The 19,456-nt window shown below is 50.4% G+C and carries 16 protein-coding genes and 1 riboswitch; of the genes, 4 read left to right on the top strand and 12 right to left on the bottom strand.

What is annotated here, in order from left to right; genetic code table 11:
• Positions 1-91 precede the first annotated feature (91 nt).
• Positions 92-535, top strand: coding sequence for a universal stress protein (locus tag BLR06_RS08700; RefSeq protein WP_092071489.1), 444 nt, complete (start codon positions 92-94; stop codon positions 533-535).
• 217 nt (positions 536-752) lie between these two features.
• A complete protein-coding gene (locus BLR06_RS20250; protein WP_092071486.1) occupies positions 753-1,151 on the top strand; it encodes a 3D domain-containing protein in 399 nt (132 codons plus the stop codon).
• Between the two features lie 68 nt (positions 1,152-1,219).
• On the opposite strand, the gene BLR06_RS08690 is transcribed toward BLR06_RS20250, so the two are convergent.
• The 12 genes from BLR06_RS08690 to BLR06_RS08625 all read right to left on the bottom strand — a co-directional run bounded on the left by BLR06_RS08690 (position 1,220) and on the right by BLR06_RS08625 (position 15,330).
• On the bottom strand, positions 1,220-1,870 hold the full coding sequence (locus BLR06_RS08690) for a flavodoxin domain-containing protein (RefSeq protein ID WP_092071483.1): 651 nt from the start codon (positions 1,868-1,870) through the stop codon (positions 1,220-1,222).
• Positions 1,867-2,259, bottom strand: a complete 393-nt coding sequence (locus BLR06_RS08685; protein ID WP_092071480.1) for a hypothetical protein — start codon at positions 2,257-2,259, stop codon at positions 1,867-1,869. The genes BLR06_RS08690 and BLR06_RS08685 overlap by 4 nt, the downstream gene beginning before the upstream one ends.
• Entirely contained in the window at positions 2,238-2,774 is a 537-nt protein-coding gene (locus BLR06_RS08680; protein WP_173812979.1) for a PadR family transcriptional regulator, read from the bottom strand. Before BLR06_RS08680 ends, BLR06_RS08685 begins: the two co-directional genes overlap by 22 nt.
• 559 nt (positions 2,775-3,333) lie before the next feature.
• Complete coding sequence (locus tag BLR06_RS08675; RefSeq protein ID WP_092071474.1) at positions 3,334-4,281, bottom strand: hypothetical protein; 948 nt, start codon at positions 4,279-4,281, stop codon at positions 3,334-3,336.
• A 70-nt stretch (positions 4,282-4,351) separates the two neighbouring features.
• Complete coding sequence (locus BLR06_RS08670) at positions 4,352-5,020, bottom strand: hypothetical protein (RefSeq protein WP_092071471.1); 669 nt, start codon at positions 5,018-5,020, stop codon at positions 4,352-4,354.
• Between the two features lie 332 nt (positions 5,021-5,352).
• A complete protein-coding gene (locus BLR06_RS08665) occupies positions 5,353-5,607 on the bottom strand; it encodes a hypothetical protein (protein ID WP_340148020.1) in 255 nt (84 codons plus the stop codon).
• A 55-nt stretch (positions 5,608-5,662) separates the two neighbouring features.
• On the bottom strand, positions 5,663-6,328 hold the full coding sequence (locus BLR06_RS08660) for a hypothetical protein (protein WP_092071464.1): 666 nt from the start codon (positions 6,326-6,328) through the stop codon (positions 5,663-5,665).
• On the bottom strand, positions 6,301-7,275 hold the full coding sequence (locus BLR06_RS08655; RefSeq protein ID WP_092071462.1) for a S8 family peptidase: 975 nt from the start codon (positions 7,273-7,275) through the stop codon (positions 6,301-6,303). Before BLR06_RS08655 ends, BLR06_RS08660 begins: the two co-directional genes overlap by 28 nt.
• Positions 7,276-7,575: 300 nt before the next feature.
• The gene (locus tag BLR06_RS08650; protein ID WP_092071459.1) at positions 7,576-8,853 is read right to left on the bottom strand and encodes a hypothetical protein; all 1,278 of its coding nucleotides are present in this window, start codon (positions 8,851-8,853) and stop codon (positions 7,576-7,578) included.
• A gap of 150 nt (positions 8,854-9,003) precedes the next feature.
• Positions 9,004-11,613 carry a TonB-dependent receptor gene (locus BLR06_RS08645; RefSeq protein ID WP_245698095.1) on the bottom strand — a complete coding sequence of 870 codons (2,610 nt, stop codon included), beginning with the start codon at positions 11,611-11,613 and terminating at the stop codon, positions 9,004-9,006.
• Between the two features lie 240 nt (positions 11,614-11,853).
• Positions 11,854-12,036, bottom strand: a riboswitch (cobalamin riboswitch).
• An 814-nt stretch (positions 12,037-12,850) separates the two neighbouring features.
• Positions 12,851-14,233: an MATE family efflux transporter gene (locus tag BLR06_RS08630; RefSeq protein ID WP_245698094.1), complete on the bottom strand. Its 1,383-nt coding sequence runs from the start codon at positions 14,231-14,233 to the stop codon at positions 12,851-12,853.
• Positions 14,234-14,421: 188 nt separating this feature from the next.
• Complete coding sequence (locus tag BLR06_RS08625; RefSeq protein WP_092071444.1) at positions 14,422-15,330, bottom strand: LysR family transcriptional regulator; 909 nt, start codon at positions 15,328-15,330, stop codon at positions 14,422-14,424.
• Positions 15,331-15,484: 154 nt separating this feature from the next.
• On the opposite strand from BLR06_RS08625, the gene BLR06_RS08620 reads away from it, so the two are divergent.
• Both BLR06_RS08620 and BLR06_RS08615 read left to right on the top strand, forming a co-directional pair.
• Positions 15,485-17,809, top strand: a complete 2,325-nt coding sequence (locus BLR06_RS08620) for a hydratase (protein WP_092071441.1) — start codon at positions 15,485-15,487, stop codon at positions 17,807-17,809.
• 68 nt (positions 17,810-17,877) lie between these two features.
• Entirely contained in the window at positions 17,878-19,197 is a 1,320-nt protein-coding gene (locus BLR06_RS08615) for a CitMHS family transporter (RefSeq protein ID WP_092071438.1), read from the top strand.
• The last annotated feature ends 259 nt before the right edge of the window (positions 19,198-19,456 follow it).

Below are 19,456 nucleotides of genomic sequence, written 5' to 3'. Positions count from 1 at the left end.
AAGCGACGCAAGGTACTAGTACCTTGACAAAGTTAATTTTTAGCTTAGCCAGCGTATATTTTATCGAATATTTTATAAGGAGTTGGTCATTATGGAAGTTTTGTATAGCAAAATTTTAGTTCCGGTGGACGGTTCTAACAATTCGCTTAGGGCTTTGTCGCATGCAGTAGCGTTAGCCCGTTCCTTTGCTGCTGAGATCAGTATTCTTTACGTATCGGTTCTATCGCAGCAAGTCCCTTTATATGACCAAGTAAAGGGAGCCAAAATCCCGCCAAACGCATCTACAAATCCCGCCAGCTTTGCTAAAGCAATTCTGGCGGAGGCTATCAAACACATTCCGGAAGGCATTAACGTTCAAGCCCACAACGAAATTGGCGAACCGCGTACTGCAATTATCGACTTCGCCGCCCAAAACAACTATGATATCATTGTCATCGGCAATCGGGGATTAGGAGCGATTTCCGGCTTGCTCCTGGGAAGCGTCAGCACTTACGTCCTTCATCACTCCCCGTGCCCTGTTTTGGTCATTAAATAAATCTTGTTTCAACTGCAGCAGCCTTTTCCTATTTACGGCCTGTAGACAGGTCTGGCTACAGTAATTTCCACTTACTTTCTTCTATGGCTTTCGCTGCATTCATTTCATCTCCAGGTTATCTTACTTCAAATTAGTTTGTGTCGATAACCCCGTCCCCTGTAAGATAATCACCAATCGTCCCGTAAATACAGCAAGCGTCCCGGTCCAAAAGCCAAGCATGTCGCCGCCGCTCTGGCCGGCGTGGCGCTGGCATCCTCAGCGCTGCTGCCGGGATTGCCGGAAGGTCAAAGCCACCGTCTACGCCCCGGGTCAGCCCGACAATTACAAGGACGGCATGACAACCTATCTCGGTACGCCCGCCCAACCCGACGTCATCGCCGTCGATCCTAACGTCATCCCTCTCGGCAGCCGGGTCTACCTCGAATACCCGGACGGCGGCGCCATCAAAGGCAGCCGCATCAATATCGTGTTGGACTCCGGCAAGGCCGCCAACACCTTCGGCATCCAAAACGTCAAAGTCTATGTGGCTGGGGAAATCTTGAAGCCGAAGCACCCTGGCTTTCTCCTTTCAGCCAACAAGAAACAAGCCGCCGTCCTCAAAACTGCGGCTTGGTGACCTGCACACCATCCCAAAGACGGCCAATACCGACAGACGGTTTTCCCATACCAGCACTGCGCGCCCGTTTATGAAAACCGGACGGCCACTTGACCGGCCCAGGCGGCAATCGCCTTCCAGTCGCGATAATCACCCGAACGGTCGTCAGCGGCGAAAATACGGTACATCACCTGCATCAGCGGCGACATCTTCCGATAATCCAGCGCACCGGCGAACAGGGCCGTTTCCACCGGCTCGATCCGGGTGAACTGCTGCCGGACCGCCGTCAACGCGCCCCCGATCTTTGCAACCGCCTGTACCTCCTGCGTCAGCGCCAGGGTCATAGAGGTGAGAAAATAAGCAACTGGCCGCTTGGCCAACTCATCCTGATGCTGCTGAATAAAGTCGGTCGCCTCAGGCAGCCACTTGCCCGAATGGACAGGAGACCCGAGCACCACGCCCCGATAGCCCGCGATCCCCTCCACACGACTAAGCCGCCGAACGTCTACTCGAAAACGGTGCTGCTGCAGGGTCTTGCCGATGGCCGCCGCCACATCTCCGGTTGAGCCGTAGCGGCTGGAGTAAGCCACCAGGAGATGATCCTTGCCGCCGGCAAAGTTGGGTTCGGCGAACGAGATTTGCGGAGAACGCGCTCCCCAGAAAAGGCCCCCGCCTAGCGCCGCCAGGCCGGCTCCCGCTCCCAGCAGAAAACCTCTCCGGCTGATTTTATGCTGTGTCACCTTGTTGACCTCCCTTCACTTTTCCGCCTAACAAGACGGTTTTGCAGAACATGACCGATTGTCAAAACGACGAATGGAACCGTCAGCAACTTATGGAGCAAGCTCAGCCGGGGCGCATAGACCCCAAAAAGCAGGAGGCCGCTTACTATCAGCAAGACGCTGTACGCGGCCAACAGCGCGCCTACCGCGCCCCTCGGCGTGAAAAACTGCTTTCCTGTCACCAGACCCCGCCGCCGATAGCCATGCACGGCGGCCGCGAGGAATAACGCGCCGCCGGTCCAGGCATGAAAGCGAATACTGACGAAGGCCGAGCCAACGGCCAAAGCCAGCAGCATATACAGGGGCAACCCGTCCGCCCCTTTTTTGCTTACTGCCCTGTCTTTACCCATTCCGCCGCCTCCAAAATCCATTGCCGCTCGGCCGTAAACAGGCGGCGGTCATGTTCAATAAAAAAAGCGTTGCGTTCCCGCTCGCCGGCCGGCAAGCCGGATAAGTATTTTTCCATCATCGCCAGTTGCCGGTCAATAGCCGTTACCGCCCGGTTAGCCAAAACCTCGATTTCGGCTGCGGAGCGGCGGATATTGAATTTCAGCGCCAGCTTAAAGCCGTAAAAACGGGGATAAATGCCTAAAAAGGCTTTCTCCTGTAACCGGTCGAACAGCTCCACCCCTTTTGTCGTCAGCCGGTACATGACTTTTTCGGGGTATTTGCCCTCTCTCAGCCGGCTGATTCCTTCAACGGCCCTTTCCTTTTCCAATTGACGCAAGGCGTAATAGATGGACGGTTTTTGAATATCGGTCCACTTGTCAATCTGGTTGACCGCCAGAAATTGAAAAATATCGTAGCCGCTGGCCGTTCCCAGCGCTTCCAGCGCCCCCAGCGCGACCATTTTAGCGAGCTGCATCTCCTCATCCTCTCTCGTTTTTCGCCTAATCCATTCTGCCATTTTTTCTTATTATAACAAAACAAACTCTACTAGTAAAGTTTTACTAGTAGAGTTTTACTTTATTATTCTGCATCATTTTGCAATCTCTTCATGATTTGGTGGTTTGCCTGCGCTCTCTCTGCATGCGTGTCAGAGAAACCACGTTTCAGGGGGACGGGGTGAAACCACTGAAAAAGTCAAATAAATACCCAGCGGCCCTCAATTATGGTAAAATATAACTATAGATATTTGCCGTAATGGAGGGATTGCTTTGCTTAGAGAAGCGCCGAAGCAATTAAGTATATATAGCCTGTTAATGACAAAATCCCCAACGATCATATTCTGAAGACGATCGCCATTCTGTAGCAAAGATCCTCATCTTGCAATATCTATATAAATAACAGGGATATTTCAGTGCTTTCACCCGTCCTTCTCGACACACTGGCTAAAGCCATAATAAAAAAGAGGGCTGATTTGACATGTAAACCACCGTTCAAATCAGCCCTCTTAAAGAATAATACAAAACATTATTGAATGACTATAGGCTATTGCCGGAATCCTGTTTAATTAAAATAATGGATTCTTGATCGGCCTTTGGTGAATGATCAACAACATATTGCCATGTTCCGTCGTCTCGGAAAAATAATTGAATCGTATACTTTTTCCCATCAGTCTTGCTTTTCGCTTTAATCGAGGTAAATTGATTCGTCTTTTCCGCTTCAAAGGACTGATCAAAAACGAGTAATTCATCTCCCGTACTGATTAGCTGTCCTTTAAATTTCTTTTTGCCAACTTCCACAATGGAAAAAGCGATCGTTCCCTTGCTGCCTGTATAAGTCCATTCATTTCCGGTCACATAAGGATTTGCAGCCATTGGCGCTGGCTGAACAAAGATGTTCTTCCCGGCGGGATCATCCGCCGGCGGGCTTACTTCGTCACTTTTGACCTGCAAGTCCACATTTACCGGAACAAAAATCATTATGGGAGCCCCTTCATTGATTTTTTGATTGCTCCCCGGAATTAATGCCGATAAGGCCGCGCCGGCAATCGAGTTATTATAATTCAACTCAACCCGTTGATTTTTGCCAATTTTGGCAAAATCCATGGTTAACGGTACATCCAGGCCACCAGGGGTCTCTATATTGGATGCATCCAGTTGGATGGAACCGCTCTTGCCGAATAATCCTGCTTTTTTTGCTGCCTTGACATAACCTTCGCCAACAGTTCCTTTCGGTATAACAACAATATTGCCGACCGCAACATCCTCGCAGACTTTAAAAGAAATTTTATCGCCAGCTTTATTGTCCCCCGAACTCACAGCCGTCAACAATTCAGCCGGTATCATTGTTCCTCTCGGCAGATAGGCGTTTCCCGGCATAACCTCGCTTACCGTCATTTCCTCCGCCGGTTCTTTTACTTCGCCGGCCCCTGCCATAGCTGTAATTCCCATAAAAAGCACCATCATTATCAACAAAACTTTTTTCATAAATCAACGCTCACTTCCTAAGTACAATTTTCTCATTATTTTTTCTAAAAATCAGACGGTTTTTTTAACTTCATTCAGTATTCATTGCCGTCACTTCCGCAGAATTCCGGTCAGTTTTGTCAGAGCCAGCTTCTTCTTCCGCCACAGCATGATGCAGTCTACCGGGCAGTTCCTGCAGTGTTGCCTGCAAGTCCACACGAAAAGGTACGGTAACCGTTAATTTCTCACCCGCGCCCAGACGGATATCACTTCCGGCGGCAATACCGCTCATCACGCCAATCGTCAAAGCAGGCGTAGCGCTGGAAGCATCATCATACCAGTCCAAATCAGCCTTATGTCCGCCCCCGTCGCTCTTTTTCCGTAATATCACCGGAACCTCAATTCCATTGCGGGTTTTTATGCTGGTGGCTTCTAATTCAATCCTGCCGCCTTTGCCAAACAGTCCGGCTTTTTTAACCGACTTTATCACTCCTTCCCCGACCGTTCCCTTGGCAATCACCAGATTCCCGGCAATAATCACATGATGTAATATTTTAAATGAAAACTTATCCCCAGCGCTGCAGGTCTTCGAATCCAGAGTGTCCATTAACTCAGCCCGCAATACCGTGCCTTTTGGAATATAAGCATTCCCGCTGACCACCTCACCTTGCGCGGCAGGCGGGGCATCTTCCGCAGCAGCGCCATTTGCCACTGCCGCTGATAATACTAAGACAAAAATAATTACAACAATCCGCTGCAAGTTAATTCCTCCCGGCTGATATATGGTTTACTAAGAATGATTATCTTTATTATATCGTATTTCTATAGAATTCCAGCGGGACATTCTTCCCATTTTCCTGGGGCAGGGGCTTCATATTCCTGGATATTGCAGCCCAATTTCTCTGTTTGCAGCCCGCCATTAACGCCGGCAACCGGAACGGCTGAATCACAAGGTAAACCGGCTGAATGGAAAAGGCGACAGATACATTAGAAATAACAGGCTCCGCCCAAAAAGGGCAGAGCCTGTATTCTGCTTAGCAGTAATAAATATCCTGTAGATGAAACTTATTAACGGCGTTGGCAGCTGTTCCGCTAGGCGGGCCGGCGCCTGGCTGGCGGAAGCAATTCCTCCCCGGCCGCCGATTTCTCTCCCGTCGCAGCCGAAACCGTTTGCTTCTGGGCTGCTATGTCCTGGCTGATTTGGTGAATTGCTTGTACTGACGAGACAATTTGTGTACTCTCGCCGCAGGTGTGCTGCAGGTTTTCCGCCATTTTCCGGATTTGTCCCGCTACCTGGCCGATCAAGGGAACAACTTCCGCCAAAGACTGATTCATGTCCTGCAGAATCTCTCCAATGAGGCCGGCAATTTGTTTTGCGGCGTCCCGGGATTGTTCCGCTAATTTACGCTAACGCATTGTCACCTGAAGCTGGTTTGCCAAGCTCCTCCCAATTTGTCCATTTAAAATAATCGTCAACCCATTCTTCCAGTTTTTTTAGTCTGGTCTCCCTAATCTGATCATGCCTAACCCAAATCTCCTGAAATCTGGTTACAAATGTGAAAATGTCGGTAATAACGGTTGCGAAGTTAAGCTCGGCCATGGAATGCCCGTTAAATTGGTCAGGCGAAGAAAAGATAATCTTTTGGGAAATAGCGTCAAATTCGTCAAAAGCTCTCAGTGCATCCATTACCATCGATTGATATTGGGCGTTGTTTATATTGGGAATACGGCTGCCGCCAATCATTTCTAATTCAAAGGTGGAACGCACTCCGGAAAACTTGGCCGCCGCAATCTGATATTTCAGTCTGGCTTCATAGTAGGTTTGGTCTTTTTCTTTATCGGCGTATTTTTCTTTAATCAGAGAAACGTAGCCTTCAGCAATCTGCTTGGCCGAAGCGCAATAGAATGAGGCAGGAAGTTCGGCGGCTTTCGCGGTATCGGCGGCGCAGCCGCAAGACGGAAAGGCAAATAAAAACGCGAGGGGAAATAACAGCAGTTTTTTCTTCATCACCAGCACATCCTTTTGACTGCAATAACGCTCTAACCGGCCGCCACTTCCTGCTTGCATTGATCAATTGCCGCCAGCGGATTCAGGATAATCTGATAGCCGACAGTCAAATCAAGGAAACCATTGCCTTCTTTGATTTTTTTGTAGCCCAGAGCGCTTGTCCGTTTGCAAAGCTGGGCGTAAATTTCGGCTTCGGTCAAAGTGCGTTCAAAATCTTTTTCGCACTGGTTAATAATGAGCGCGGCCGCCCCGGCGACATGCGGCGTGGCCATAGAGGTGCCGGACAGAACAGCATAGCGGCTGTCCGGATAGGTGGATACAATATTAACGCCGGGCGCAACGACGTCGATCTCTTTGTTCATCGTGCTGAATTCGGCCAGCTTTTTCTCCAGATCCACCGCCCCCACACCGACCACTTCATTATAGCCGCCGGGAAACTGCTTCTCGACCTGCCCGGTATTGCCGGCGGCGCATACCACCAGTACCCCGCTGCGTATTGCCCGGATAATAGCGTCATGCAGCTCCTGGTTATCGGCCGGCCCCCCTAAGGACATGGACAGAATGCGCACCTTCTGTCCTTCGGGCCCCTGCCAGGCAAGCGCATAATCAATGGCGCTGATCAGGTTCTCATACCCGCCGCTGCCGCTGCTGTCCAGCACCTTGAGGATGAGCAGCCCGACCTGCGGGGCCATGCCGACAACACCTTGCCCGTTCTCCACCGCGGCAATGGTGCCCGCCACATGGGTGCCATGTCCGTTATAGTCGGTAAAATTTTCCGGATCGCTATTGTCGTCGGTGGTAAAGTTGCGCCCGCCGATGATCCGGTCTTGCAAATCAGGATGATCGATTTGGCAGCCTGTATCCAAAACCGCCACCACCACCCCCTTGCCCCGCTTGCCTTCCTCCCATACCTCGGGCGCTTTCATCAGTTGAATACCTTCGGGAATTTGTTCCGTACGGTCAATAATATTTTCAACAGTAAAGGGCATTAGGTTCATTTCATTCATGCAAATACCTCCTCAGCTCATGTTAACGCCATTCATAGCAGTTCTATGCGGGAGGGACAAATTTTATTACCATTTTGTCCATAAATTCCAGGACTGCTTTTCCTGCAAACTAACAATCTGTATTTTAACAATAAGATACACGAGAACCGTTCTTGCCTTTGTTAAATGGACTCTGAGTAGTAAATGTTGTTCCGCCGCGCCGCTTCGCCGCCGGTTGGCCGAACGAAGCTGCGGGCGGAACAGTTGTTGCGGCGTATCGCTGCTCAGTGCGGCAACCGTTACGCCGAATGCAGGGTTAAGTTAGTTCTTTTCCTCGCCGGCGGCAGCTTCCGCTGCGCCTTTGAGCGCTTCAGCAGCCTGACGGGCCTGTTGCGCCAAAACAGCATGGGCGGCAAACGACTTGGCGACAGCCGCTTTAAAGGCAACATCGCTGGCCATCGTCGGGTTGGGGGCAATAATGGTTGCCGAATTCAGGTTGGCGCTGGCGCCAAAGCTGCCCATCTGAGCTGCCGTAAAATTTTTCGCCGGAGTGGCGGCAGCAGTCGGGAGGGGTGCAAAAATTTCCACCGGCGTCCCCTTGATGAACCATAAGCGGTTGGTTTCAGCGTAAAGCCCCCAAAGATAGCCGGGAGAATTAATCGTAGCCACTTTCGTCCAGGCCGAAGGAGAAGGTATGTTGGCTACGCTGGTACGATATACGCCCCCGACCATATTGGCAAAAGAAGCATCATAATGCCCGACAAAAATATAGGCGTTATTGGCGTCCCGGATGGTGACATCGCGAAAATCCCCGCCAATGGAGGAAATGGTGGAAACAGAGGTTTTAGTGAAAGTGGCTAAATCAATGATATCCAGGCGGGTGTCGGCATTGGCGCTGCCTGCATTCTGCATGCCACCCAACGCGCAGACATACAGTTTATTATTGAAAAGCTCCAGGGTGAATGCATTTTTACCGACTTCCAGATGAGAAACGTAAGTAAGCGCACCAGTACTAGGAGTAATATTTAATTTCACAACAATGCTATTACTGTATTCTGAATAGCCACCGGACGGATTAACTGTAAAAAGGGCATAGAGGAAATTTCCAACAACCACTAATCCTTCACCATGGCACTCTGCAGTTGATGGTAAGGAAATGCTCGGCCATGCTGTTGGAAATTGATAACTCGTTGATTCAGTATAGCCACTTTGCATATCAATTCTAGCAATTCTTGCCAGGTCATACCCAGTTGCATACAACCATCTGCCTGTAGTAGCAACCGCATGCAAATTAGCAACATTAGACCAGCTTGGTTCCGGCAGAACAATTGAAGGCATCCATGAAGATGCGAAAGGGTTAATGATTTTGTATGGTTCAGCCGTCGGACTGTAGGTATATTGCCGCAACACCAACCGGCTCTGATTATTGGTATCAAAGAAATTAAATACCGCTGGATCGCCATTTAAAGGCTCAACCTTATCTATATCTGTAGTGAAAGCAGCGGGAGTTGTCGCACTTCTGTCTCCTTTGATGGCGCCGGCCGTTCCCTGAGAATAATATTGATCGGTAATGGTATACGCAAACAAAGTTTCAGCCATAATACAATCCCTCTTTTCATTTATTTTTACTGCTTAACGAAAAAACTATTGATGGTGCCTAGCACACATCATCTCCTTCCTTTTTGTGTTAGCCTTGCAAAGCGTTCATCCCTGGCATCACCTCCTCAACTGATTTCAGAATAATTGAAATTAATATTTATACTGCAATGTCACATAATAGGTGCGGCCCTGTAATGGATATTCCACCGGTTTATTTTGAGCACTGCCATCATAGGATGACTTGCTTGTAAAGGTAGCTTCCGGTCCTTTGTCAAATAAATCGTTGACACCGGCAATGACCTGAACATCTTTATCTATTTTATATTTTGCGCCAAGGCCGATGGTTGTTAAGGAACTTTGAACATACTTGGGCCATTGATTCCAACAGTACATTTCATCCACATATTTCAGTTCAGTAAAGATTGATGTTCTACTGTCAGGCCGGTAGGTCAGCCTTACCGAGCCTTCCCAGTCCGGTGCATAAAGATGCGGCTGATCGTAATAAATGTTGTCGCCTGTCGGGGAATCATTTTTCTCCCGGGCTTTAGTATGCATATAGGTGGCGGACAAATTCAAATCCAATTTGTTCCAACTGAAGTTGCCCTGCATCTCCACACCGTTAACCCGTCCTTTGGCCGTATTGGTATAAGACCAGTAGTCCAGGCCAAAACGGTACAGCTGCAATAAATTCTCTGATTTGCGTCCAAAATAGGTCAACTGGATATTCGAGGAATCCGCCCCCAGGAATTTACCGTCCCAAATGGCGGAAATATCCCACTGGCGGCCTTCCTCCGGCACCGGAAACATCGAACCGCCCAGCAGTTTTCCATCAGATCCGGTATTGGGCCGAGGCATGATGCCGGCCCCATCGCCGGCAATTTCATACAGGTTGAGCAGCCGGTAGTAAGTCCCCATGGTGGATCGCAGGGTTAACTGCTCGTTGACCTTCTTTTTCAGGGCCACCTGCCAGGTGGTCTTGCTGTCTGTTTGGGTATCCTCCTGCTTTACCCAGCGATGGTTGGGGTCAATTGCACTCCGGTTAGGGCCTGCGGCCCGCCCCATTACTTTTGAGGAGTTGTACCTGACGCTTGGCGTCAGCCATAAGTCCTCCGCCTTATTTAGCGTAATGGTGTCCTGCAGCTGGAGATTGAACAGCGTCTGTTCATAATAAGTGCGATAACGCAGTGCATTTGGCAGCTCATCACTCATATCGAATTTTTCCATACGGCTGCCGTCGATATCCATTTTTTCAAAGGACCAGTTGGTCATGAATTCCAGCAGATGGTTTTTTCCGGCTTTATAGCTCCCGTCAACCGCCCCGCCAAACCGCCGGGAATCATAGGTGCTCCATTTGCCCATTGCCCGCTCGGCTGAGCCGTCAAGGGCATGATCCGGATTGCGGTAGTCTTTGTCCTGATCCAGATAGTTGACCTGCCAGCCCCATTCTAAATTGTCAGCGGTATCCCTCCGGCCAATCAGCAAGTCTTTTGTAGTCAATTTTTGCCTTTTTCTTTCGAAAAAACCTGGGAGATCCACACTTACATGGCTAGGGTCAGTGATATCGCCCGTTAGAATGTTTGGCTGTGGCATGCCCCGGTCAATTTTTTTCCAACTTCCTTTAATAATCCAATGGTCATCTTGCCATTTAATCAGAGCATCAGTATTTTTATAATCGTTATTACGTCGCCAACGCATAGCATCAGAAGAAAGGCCTTTTATTCGTTTTCTAATTCCTTCCGTTTGATTATTCAAACTAGTTCTGACATGATCTAGTTCTAGCTTTGCGCTGCCATAATACTGCTGCTCACTCCATCCAAATACCGAAAGTACCTCTTGCTTACTCGAAAATCCCAGATAATTATAGTACTGATCTACCACTGTGGATAAGTACTGATTATAAACAGCCGAATTATCAAAGGCAGAATTAACTTCGTCCACCGTAGCAAAATCTGTATTAACTCCCATATACCCCATATACTCATTAGTCCAAGCAATTTGACTTACTAATTGTGCTTGATAACCTGGCATATATTTTGCGTACGCAGCATCAGACCCCGGATTCTTATATCTAAAATCGCCGTCGCTTTGGTCATGGTTTATACCGACCATCAGACTGCCGCTGCCCAGCGGTTCGGTGATCTCTAAACTGGTATTGTAGCCGCCCCAGGAGCTTTGGCCGACAGAGGCGGAAATATTAGTTTTCTCCGGCTTTTTGGTTACGACATTGATGACGCCGCCCATATAGGTGCCGCCAAAGCGAGCCGGGATGTAGCCGCGGTAGACTTCAATCCGCTCAACATTTTTCACCGGAATGGTGGAAATATCCACCGCCGCATCGCCGCCCAGATTGGACAGCACGCCGTCTACGAATACGCCGACCTGGGCAGCGGTACTGCCGCGGACAGTAACGGTGGTATACTGGCCTTTGCCGCTTACATAGCGCACATGAACCCCCGGCACATCTTTCAGCAGTTCGGGCAGCGTTTTTTGCTCGCCTTTATAATCCTCCGGGCGGATAACGGTCACTGTGCCCGGCGACAGCTTAGTTTCCCAGTCCGGTCGGGGCGCTTGCACCGTCACCGCAGGCAGGGCAAAGTCTTCTGTACTCCACGGCTTGTCACTGCGCAGGGCTTCATTGGCCGCCTGTAGGTCCTCACCGCCCGCCCGCTCCGCCTCCGTTGTTTCCTGCACTTGTTCCTCAGCCGCATAGGCTATCCCGGCGATAAACGGATTCAGGCTGAACGTCAGCGTACAGGCCATACTCACGGCCAGCGCTCTATATGTTAACTTGCTTTGCTTCACAACAAAATCTACTCCTTTTTAACCCCATATGAACTTAAATTCGTAACAAATTGATCAAACATCTAAATGACCGGATAGCTGTCCATCCAGCCCTGCTGCAATAAAAAAACTCCCGTCAGGGGAGTGTGCTTACGCCAGACCGCCGGATTGATTGTCCGCCGGCTTTCGTAATCCCCTCCCTGTCGCTCGCAGGTAAAAGTGGTGATTGTTAAATAGGCAGTTCTCCTGGCTCCGGATCATTGCGCCGCCAAACCTTCCCGGAACTTCCGTTCCAGTGGCATTTATTTGGCCTTGCTCCCCGTTACAGTGGCGGGACCGCGCCGGTTTTACACCGGTCTTCCCTATTAAGCCCCTAAGGGCACCTATTCCGAATATTTTTTTAGCCGATAAAAAACATATAATCCAATCTCATTTATGGTATTTTTTGTAAATTAATTATAGCATTAATGATATTAATTATCAACCATTTCATAAAACACCTTTGCACAAGGGTTCGGCAAACGAAAATGCACCGCTGAGACACAATTTCATTCTACGCAAGCCTGCGCCGCATTAGAACCTTTTTGTAAGCTTCTTTACAGCATAAAGAACTTATTTCAGCTGATTTTGCCCTATTGCGTTGATCCAGCGACTGAGACCGCCAAATTCTCCTTCCGTTTAGGCCGGCTATATCCCCTCCTTTAGCAAAAAACTGGCCACCCGAAAAAAACAAAGAAGCCCCCTGCGCCGCTACACCATCAGGAGGCTTGTCTCACTTCGGCCGCCATACCAGTGCAAAATGCAATCTTCGGGTAAATCCGCCCGATCGCTCGCAGGTAAAAACGGGTGACTGTCGTACAGGCAGTTCGCCGGCGGCTCTGTTCACCATTCACTCCCGCGAAAGCTTCGCCCCGCCGGTCTGCAAGCCAAGCCCTGTCCGGCTTAGACATTTTGAGGTTTTCATCGCCATTGCAGCCTTTCAGTTCAGCTTCAGGGACAGCCTGTACATTAGTTATTTAACTTACTTATATTATTTATTTTCTTGAATATTTTGTCAATAGATTTCCCCAAACCCATCCCATATTCTCCACATTTCCCTCTCCCGAAAACGCCAAGCGCCTGGCCGGGCTCCTGCCCGGAAAGCAAATAAACAAGCCGGCCGGGGCAACTTTTCCCCTGACCGGCTGCTCACTTTTGAGCTTGTGCTTTCCCTCAGTCAGGAAACACTAATTGCCGCAGGCTGATTTTTTGTTCTTAATAACGCAAATTCTTGCCGCACCATAATCACGGTCCACAAAACCATCACCGCATCAATACCCAGCGACCCAAAATAAATGCCGGGAACACCGATCTTGGCCGGCAAAAAAATCATGACCGGAATATAGAAAACCAGTTGTCTGGCAATGCCGATCAGCGCCGCAGGCTTTCCTTTGCCGATCGAAGGGAACAGGGTCATTGCCATAAAAATGGCTGACAACAGCGGCAGGATTAGCATGTAGACCTGAAAATACATCAGCTGCTCGCCGCTAAAGCTCTGCCCGGGCAGCATCAGACCGACAACAAAAGCCGGGCCAGCCATGCAAACAAGCCAGAAAGGCAGGGTCAGCAGCATCGCCGCCGCAGTAAATATCTTGTAAGAGCTGATGACGCGGTCATATTGACCGGCGCCGTAGTTGATGCCGATGACCGGCTGCAGCGCCCGCATTAGGCCGAAGATGGGCGTCAGCATAAATACGAAGATCCGGTAGACCACCCCGTAGAAGGCAATATCAAGCACTGTGCCGTACCGGGCCAGCGCGTTAAACACAACCACGCCCTGCACCAGGCTCATGACAATCATGATGAAGGACGACATTCCCAGGCTCACGATGGACTTTACGGCAGCTTTGTCCCAATAAAAGGAAAATGCTTCCGTTGAAAAGGAAGAAAAATCACGGCCAAAATAAATCCAGCCGAGCAGCGTATAGACGAGCATGCCGATATTGGTCGCCCAAGCCGAGCCTTCCACACCCAGCCCAAGCACCGCGACCAGGATATAGTTTGCCAGCACATCGGCGGCAAGCCCTATCCCCATCATCACCGCCGCTGATTTCATTTTCCCTTCGGCTCTGACAATCATATTGGCCGCCAGGCCATAAATCCAGAAAAAAGCGCCCAGCACCGTAATTCTAAAATAAATGTCGCCCAGCGCCAATACTTCACCTTCTCCGCCCATCATCCCAACCAGCCGGGTGGAGAAAAAAGTCCCCAGCGCCATATAAACAACGGTTAAGGCCAGCGAAAGAACATTCACATTGCCCAGCAGCCTCCGCTGAGTATGTTTATCCCCGCTGCCCAGGGCGATACTTAATACGGAACCCGCGCCAACGCCGATCAAAGACCCTATACCAATGCTGATCTGCGTTAACGGATAGGCCACAGAAACTCCCGCCAGCGCGGTTTCCCCGACATAGCGGCCGACAAAAACAGCCGAAATGACGGTGTTTAAGCCGTAAAGCACCATAGCGATAATGGCGGGCCACGATAACTTAACCATGACTTTCCACAGGTTTTCAGTCAAAATCAGCTGTTTCTGTTTTTCTTTATTATTGACTACCATTTGGCTCAAGCTAAGACCTCCCAAAATAATTGAAATTAATTATCACTATCTATTTTACGCCAAATGATTTTTTTTCCTACCGGTAAAAGGGATTATTATCAGCGCGAAAGGTATTTTCGTTGGCCATCCAAGCTGCTACAGCTCCAACTGCTCCGCCCCGCGCATTCAGCAGCGGCATTCCTGCCGTGTCAAGGGGACGGGGTTGGCGACACATTTTTTTCAAAAATATCCGCTTCCGCCTGAAATGCGGTCTGTACGAATTCGACAAAAGCCTGCACCGCCGAAAGCTCCAGCGCTGAGCGATGACATAACAGCCAGGTCGGCCGGCAGAGAGGCTGTCCATTTTTCCAGTATAACGGCTGCCGGTGCAGTTCATGATGGCTGGAGATGCCGATCGCCGGCATGATCGCCCAGCCCAGCCCCTGACAGACCATCTGGCGGCAGGTTTCCATACTGTCAAGCTCCATTGTCACCATTGGCGGCCGGTCGAAGTTCTGCCGCCACCATTCGTGGAATATCGCCTGCAGCGAGGCGTCGGTCTGAGCAACAAGTCCCGGCCTGCGGGGCAGGTCCGCCAGCTTAAGCGACTGACTGGAAACAAGGCAGATCGGTTCGTTCGCCAGCAGATGCTTTTCTTCGTCCCAGCTGAAATCGCCGCGCAGAATAGCGACTGAAATTTCGTCCTTCTGCAGCAGGCGGTAAATTTTTTGGCTCATGCCTGTTTTCAGCGAAACCTCCACCTCGGGATACAAATCAAGAAATTCCTTGAGAATCGCCGGCAGCTTATAATGGGCAATGACGGTCGAAGAGCCCAGCCGAAGCATGCCTTGCACCTTACCGCCCATATTTTGAATGGTTTCTTTCAACCGGGTAAACTGCCGCAGCATGTCGTTGACGTATTCCAGCAGATACTCGCCCTGCTGGGTAAGTGAAACGCCGTTGGCGGTACGGATCAGGATGGCGGCGCCAAGCTTCTTCTCCATGTTTTTCAGACGGTAACTGAGGGCCGGCTGTGAGATGTACAAGCGTTCCGCCGCCTTAGTCATATTTTTTTCCTCGGCTATCGTTTTAAGAATAATCCAGTCTCTTCGGTCCATTGCGATCACAGTCCTTTAGCGTTAATAGGTTTATTATAATAAAAAAATTTAATTGAATACAATAAAATTAAAAGATTTTATCAATTCAGAATAATGCGGTACACTAAATCCTGATATTAACTGCATTTAATCAAATTTGAAAAAGGTGATTACAGTGATTAAATTAATTCGCCATGGTGTTTATTTGGTTAACGGCCGGACGATTGTCGACAAAGACGGCCAGGCGGCAATGGATAGGATTGCGTCCTGTTTACAGCCCGCCGGATGCGGCGGGGCGATGCAAAATGCGGTGGACAAAGCCCAGGCCCGCAGTCAGACGCTCGCCTATCAGATTTTGGCTGCTCACAACACGGCGGCCGATGATCATGGCCTTAAACTGAAATTTGACTGCCTGGCCTCTCATGACATTACCTATGTCGGCATTATTCAGACGGCCCGCGCCAGCGGCCTGCAGGAGTTTCCGCTGCCCTATGTGCTGACCAACTGCCACAACAGCCTTTGTGCGGTTGGCGGTACGATCAACGAAGATGATCATGTTTTTGGCCTGACCGCAGCCCGTAAATACGGCGGTATCTACGTGCCGGCCCATCAGGCGGTCATTCATCAGTACATGCGGGAAATGATGACAGGCTGCGGCAAGATGATTCTCGGTTCGGACAGCCATACCCGCTACGGTGCGCTGGGAACGCTGGCCGTCGGCGAAGGCGGCGGTGAGCTGGCTAAGCAATTATTGTCAAAAACCTATGATCTTGCTTATCCGGACGTGGTGGCTGTGTATCTGGAGGGCAGTCCGCGCCATGGCGTCGGACCGCAGGACGTGGCCCTGTCCATCATCGGCGCCGTGTTTGCCGACGGATTTGTCAAAAACAAAATCCTGGAGTTCGTCGGACCGGGGATTGCCGCTTTGTCGGCTGATTTTCGCAATGGCATTGATGTGATGACAACGGAAACAACCTGTTTGTCGTCCATCTGGGAAACCGACGAAACAATCCGCCAATACTATGAGATTCACGGACGGCCCGAGGCCTACCGCCGTCTGACGCCGGGCGCCGTCGCCTATTACGACGGCCTGGTCAAGGTAGATTTAAGCCTGATCGAGCCAATGATTGCTTTGCCGTTTCATCCCAGCAATGTCTGGACCATTGCCGAATTGAAGCGCAATCCGGCCGATATCCTGCGGCAGGTGGAAATCGGCGCCCGGGCGCAGCTCGAGAATTCTCGCGTTAACTTCACTCTGACCGATAAACTGGTCAATGGACAGCTGCATGTCGACCAGGGAGTTGTCGCCGGCTGCGCCGGGGGAACATTTGAAAACATCGCTGCTATGGCCCGCCTGCTGGCCGGAAAAGAGACCGGCAGCGGCGAGTTTTCGCTGAGTGTATATCCGGCCAGTCAGCCGGTAAATCTGGAGCTGGTCAGCAATGGCTCAATTGCCAGTCTGATGCAGGCTGGAGCCAGTATCCGGACCGCGTTCTGCGGACCCTGTTTCGGCGCCGGCGATGTGCCGTCCCATAACGGTCTGAGCATCCGTCACACCACCCGTAATTTCCCCAGCCGGGAAGGCTCAAAGCCCACAGAGGGACAGATTGCCTCGGTTGCCTTAATGGATGCGCGGTCAATCGCCGCAACCGCTTTGCGCGGCGGCATCCTGACGGCGGCGACGGAAGTCGATTTTCCCGCTGCGCCTGCGCCCTACCGCTTTGATTCCCGCAGCTACCGGAGCCGGGTTTACCAGGGATTTGGCAAGCCGGAACAAGAGACCAAGCTGGTGCTTGGCCCCAATATCGCCGACTGGCCAGCCATCCGGCCGCTGCCTGCTAACCTGCTGCTGAAAATCGCTGCCGTTTTACAGGATGAAGTCACAACCACCGACGAATTGATTCCCTCCGGCGAGACCTCTTCATTTCGTTCCAACCCGCTGCGGCTGGCGGAATTTACACTGGGACGCAAAGATCCGCAGTATGTGGGACGGGCCAAGGCGATTCAGGAACTGGAACGCCAGCGGCAGGCCGGTCTGATCACACCGGAAGTAAAAAAGTTTTTCGAACCCGTTGCGGCGGAGTCTAACGCTGAAGATGAGACCGGGCTTGTCGCTCATACCGGAATTGGCAGCGTAATCTTCGCCAGAAAACCCGGCGACGGCTCGGCCCGGGAGCAAGCCGCTTCTTGTCAGCGAGTACTGGGTGGGGATGCCAATATTGCGCTCGAATATGCGACCAAACGCTATCGCAGCAATCTGATCAACTGGGGAATGATTCCATTTACCGTCGACGCCGGCTTAAAAGAAGCGTTCGCCGTCGATGATCTGCTGTATATACCGGCGATCCGCGAGGCCATTGCCGGCGGAGCGGAGCGGGTACAGGCGCATATCATCAACAGCTCAGGCCGTAAACCGGTTGAATTGCAGTTGCATAATCTTTCGCAGGAAGATCGGGCAATTATTCTGGCGGGCTGCCTGGTCAATTATTATGCAGGGTAAAGCCCGGCCGGCTGCAGTGTCGGCCGCAAGGTTTTAGCTAAGATTTAAATAAAAAGGAGCGAACTCTAATGGTAACTTTCATGGCATACGCATTAATCGCGGTATTCATGATTTTGATTATGAAGAAAAAACTGACTCCCTTTGTTGCACTTGCTGTCGTACCGGTCTTGTTTGGCATTATCGGCGCTTTACTGGGCCTATGGTCTCCTGATATTGGCAAATTTGCCCTGGAAGGTTTAAAAACCACTTCCGTTACCGCAATCATGCTGTTATTTGCCGTCCTGTTCTTCACAACAATGATTGACGCCGGTTTATTCGATCCCCTTTCCAATGCGATGATCCGCTTTGCCAAAGGCGACCCGTTAAAAGTAATGGTAGCGACAGTGCTGCTGTCAGCAGGCGTATCCCTGAACGGCGACGGTACGTCCACCATGATTATTGTCTGCTCGGCCATGGTGCCGATTTATAAAAAACTCAATATGAAAATGCTTGATCTGGCTGTTTTGACCATTCTTTCCCATTCGGTCCTGAATTTGCTGCCGTGGGGAGGCCCCACGGCCCGGGCGATTGTGGCGTTAGGCCTGAATGAAGCTGAAGTTCTGCGCGGCCTTGTGCCGATCATGATTGCCGCTGAACTGTACATGCTTGGCGTAGCTGTGTATATGGGACTGAAAGAAAGAAAACGCTTAGGCATTACGCAGTTTGACGATGCACAGCTTAATGCTATGATGACAATTACGGACCCCGCTGTGCAAAGCCTTCGCCGCCCTAAGATGCTGTGGATAAATCTCGTGATTGTCATCGTGGCCATTGTGTTGTTGGTTGAGGGCTCAATAAAGTCCGCCATTGTCTTTCTCCTCGGCACTACCCTGGCCTTATTGGTCAATTATCCGGATGTTAAAGAACAGCGGGCCAGAATTGAAGCCAATGCCCCTGATGCGCTGCAGGTCAGCCTGGTGATTATCAGCGCCGGCATCTTCATGGGCATTCTCAACGGCACCGGCATGTCCAACGCCATTTCAGACAGTATGGCGGCAATCATTCCTGAGAGCCTGGGTAAATACTGGGGCTTGCTGACCGCGGTCATTGCCAGTCCGGGAACGGTATTTTTAAGCAATGACGCTTTTTATTACGGCGTTTTGCCCGTTTTAGCCAAAGCCGGGTTCAATTATGGCTTTACACCGCTGCAGTTGGGATTTGCCTCGCTTTACGGGCAGGCCTTTCATCTGCTGAGCCCACTTGTTCCCTTTATTTATGTCTTGCTGCGGCTGACCGATGTTGACATGTGGCAGTGGCAAAAGAAGAGCGCGATTTACGCCACAGGCATCTTCATTATTTATGTAGTGGTTGGCAGCATGATCGGGCTGTGTCCGGTGTTTGTTTCCTGAGAACCCCCAGCCAAATGCTTCGCCTTGGACGGGGCTTTTCGGAAAGTTATTTAAAATTCAATAGCAGAAATAAACGTTAAAAATGCAAGCTTACACTATCATGAGTGTTAGCTTGCATTTTCCATACCATTATTTGAGCATCAACAGTGTCAAGGAACAGGTTATCAACACGTATTTCCATTTAATAAGTCAATGCCCAAAAACATAATAGAGCTACGCCCTGTCCCGATCTTTAAGCTTGCGGTAACTGCTCAAGAGT

Origin of the sequence: Dendrosporobacter quercicolus (genome assembly GCF_900104455.1) — a bacterium.
GTDB classification, from domain to species: domain Bacteria; phylum Bacillota; class Negativicutes; order DSM-1736; family Dendrosporobacteraceae; genus Dendrosporobacter; species Dendrosporobacter quercicolus.
Note: the sequence above shows the minus strand (reverse complement) of the source record. Positions and strands in the feature narration are given on the sequence as shown.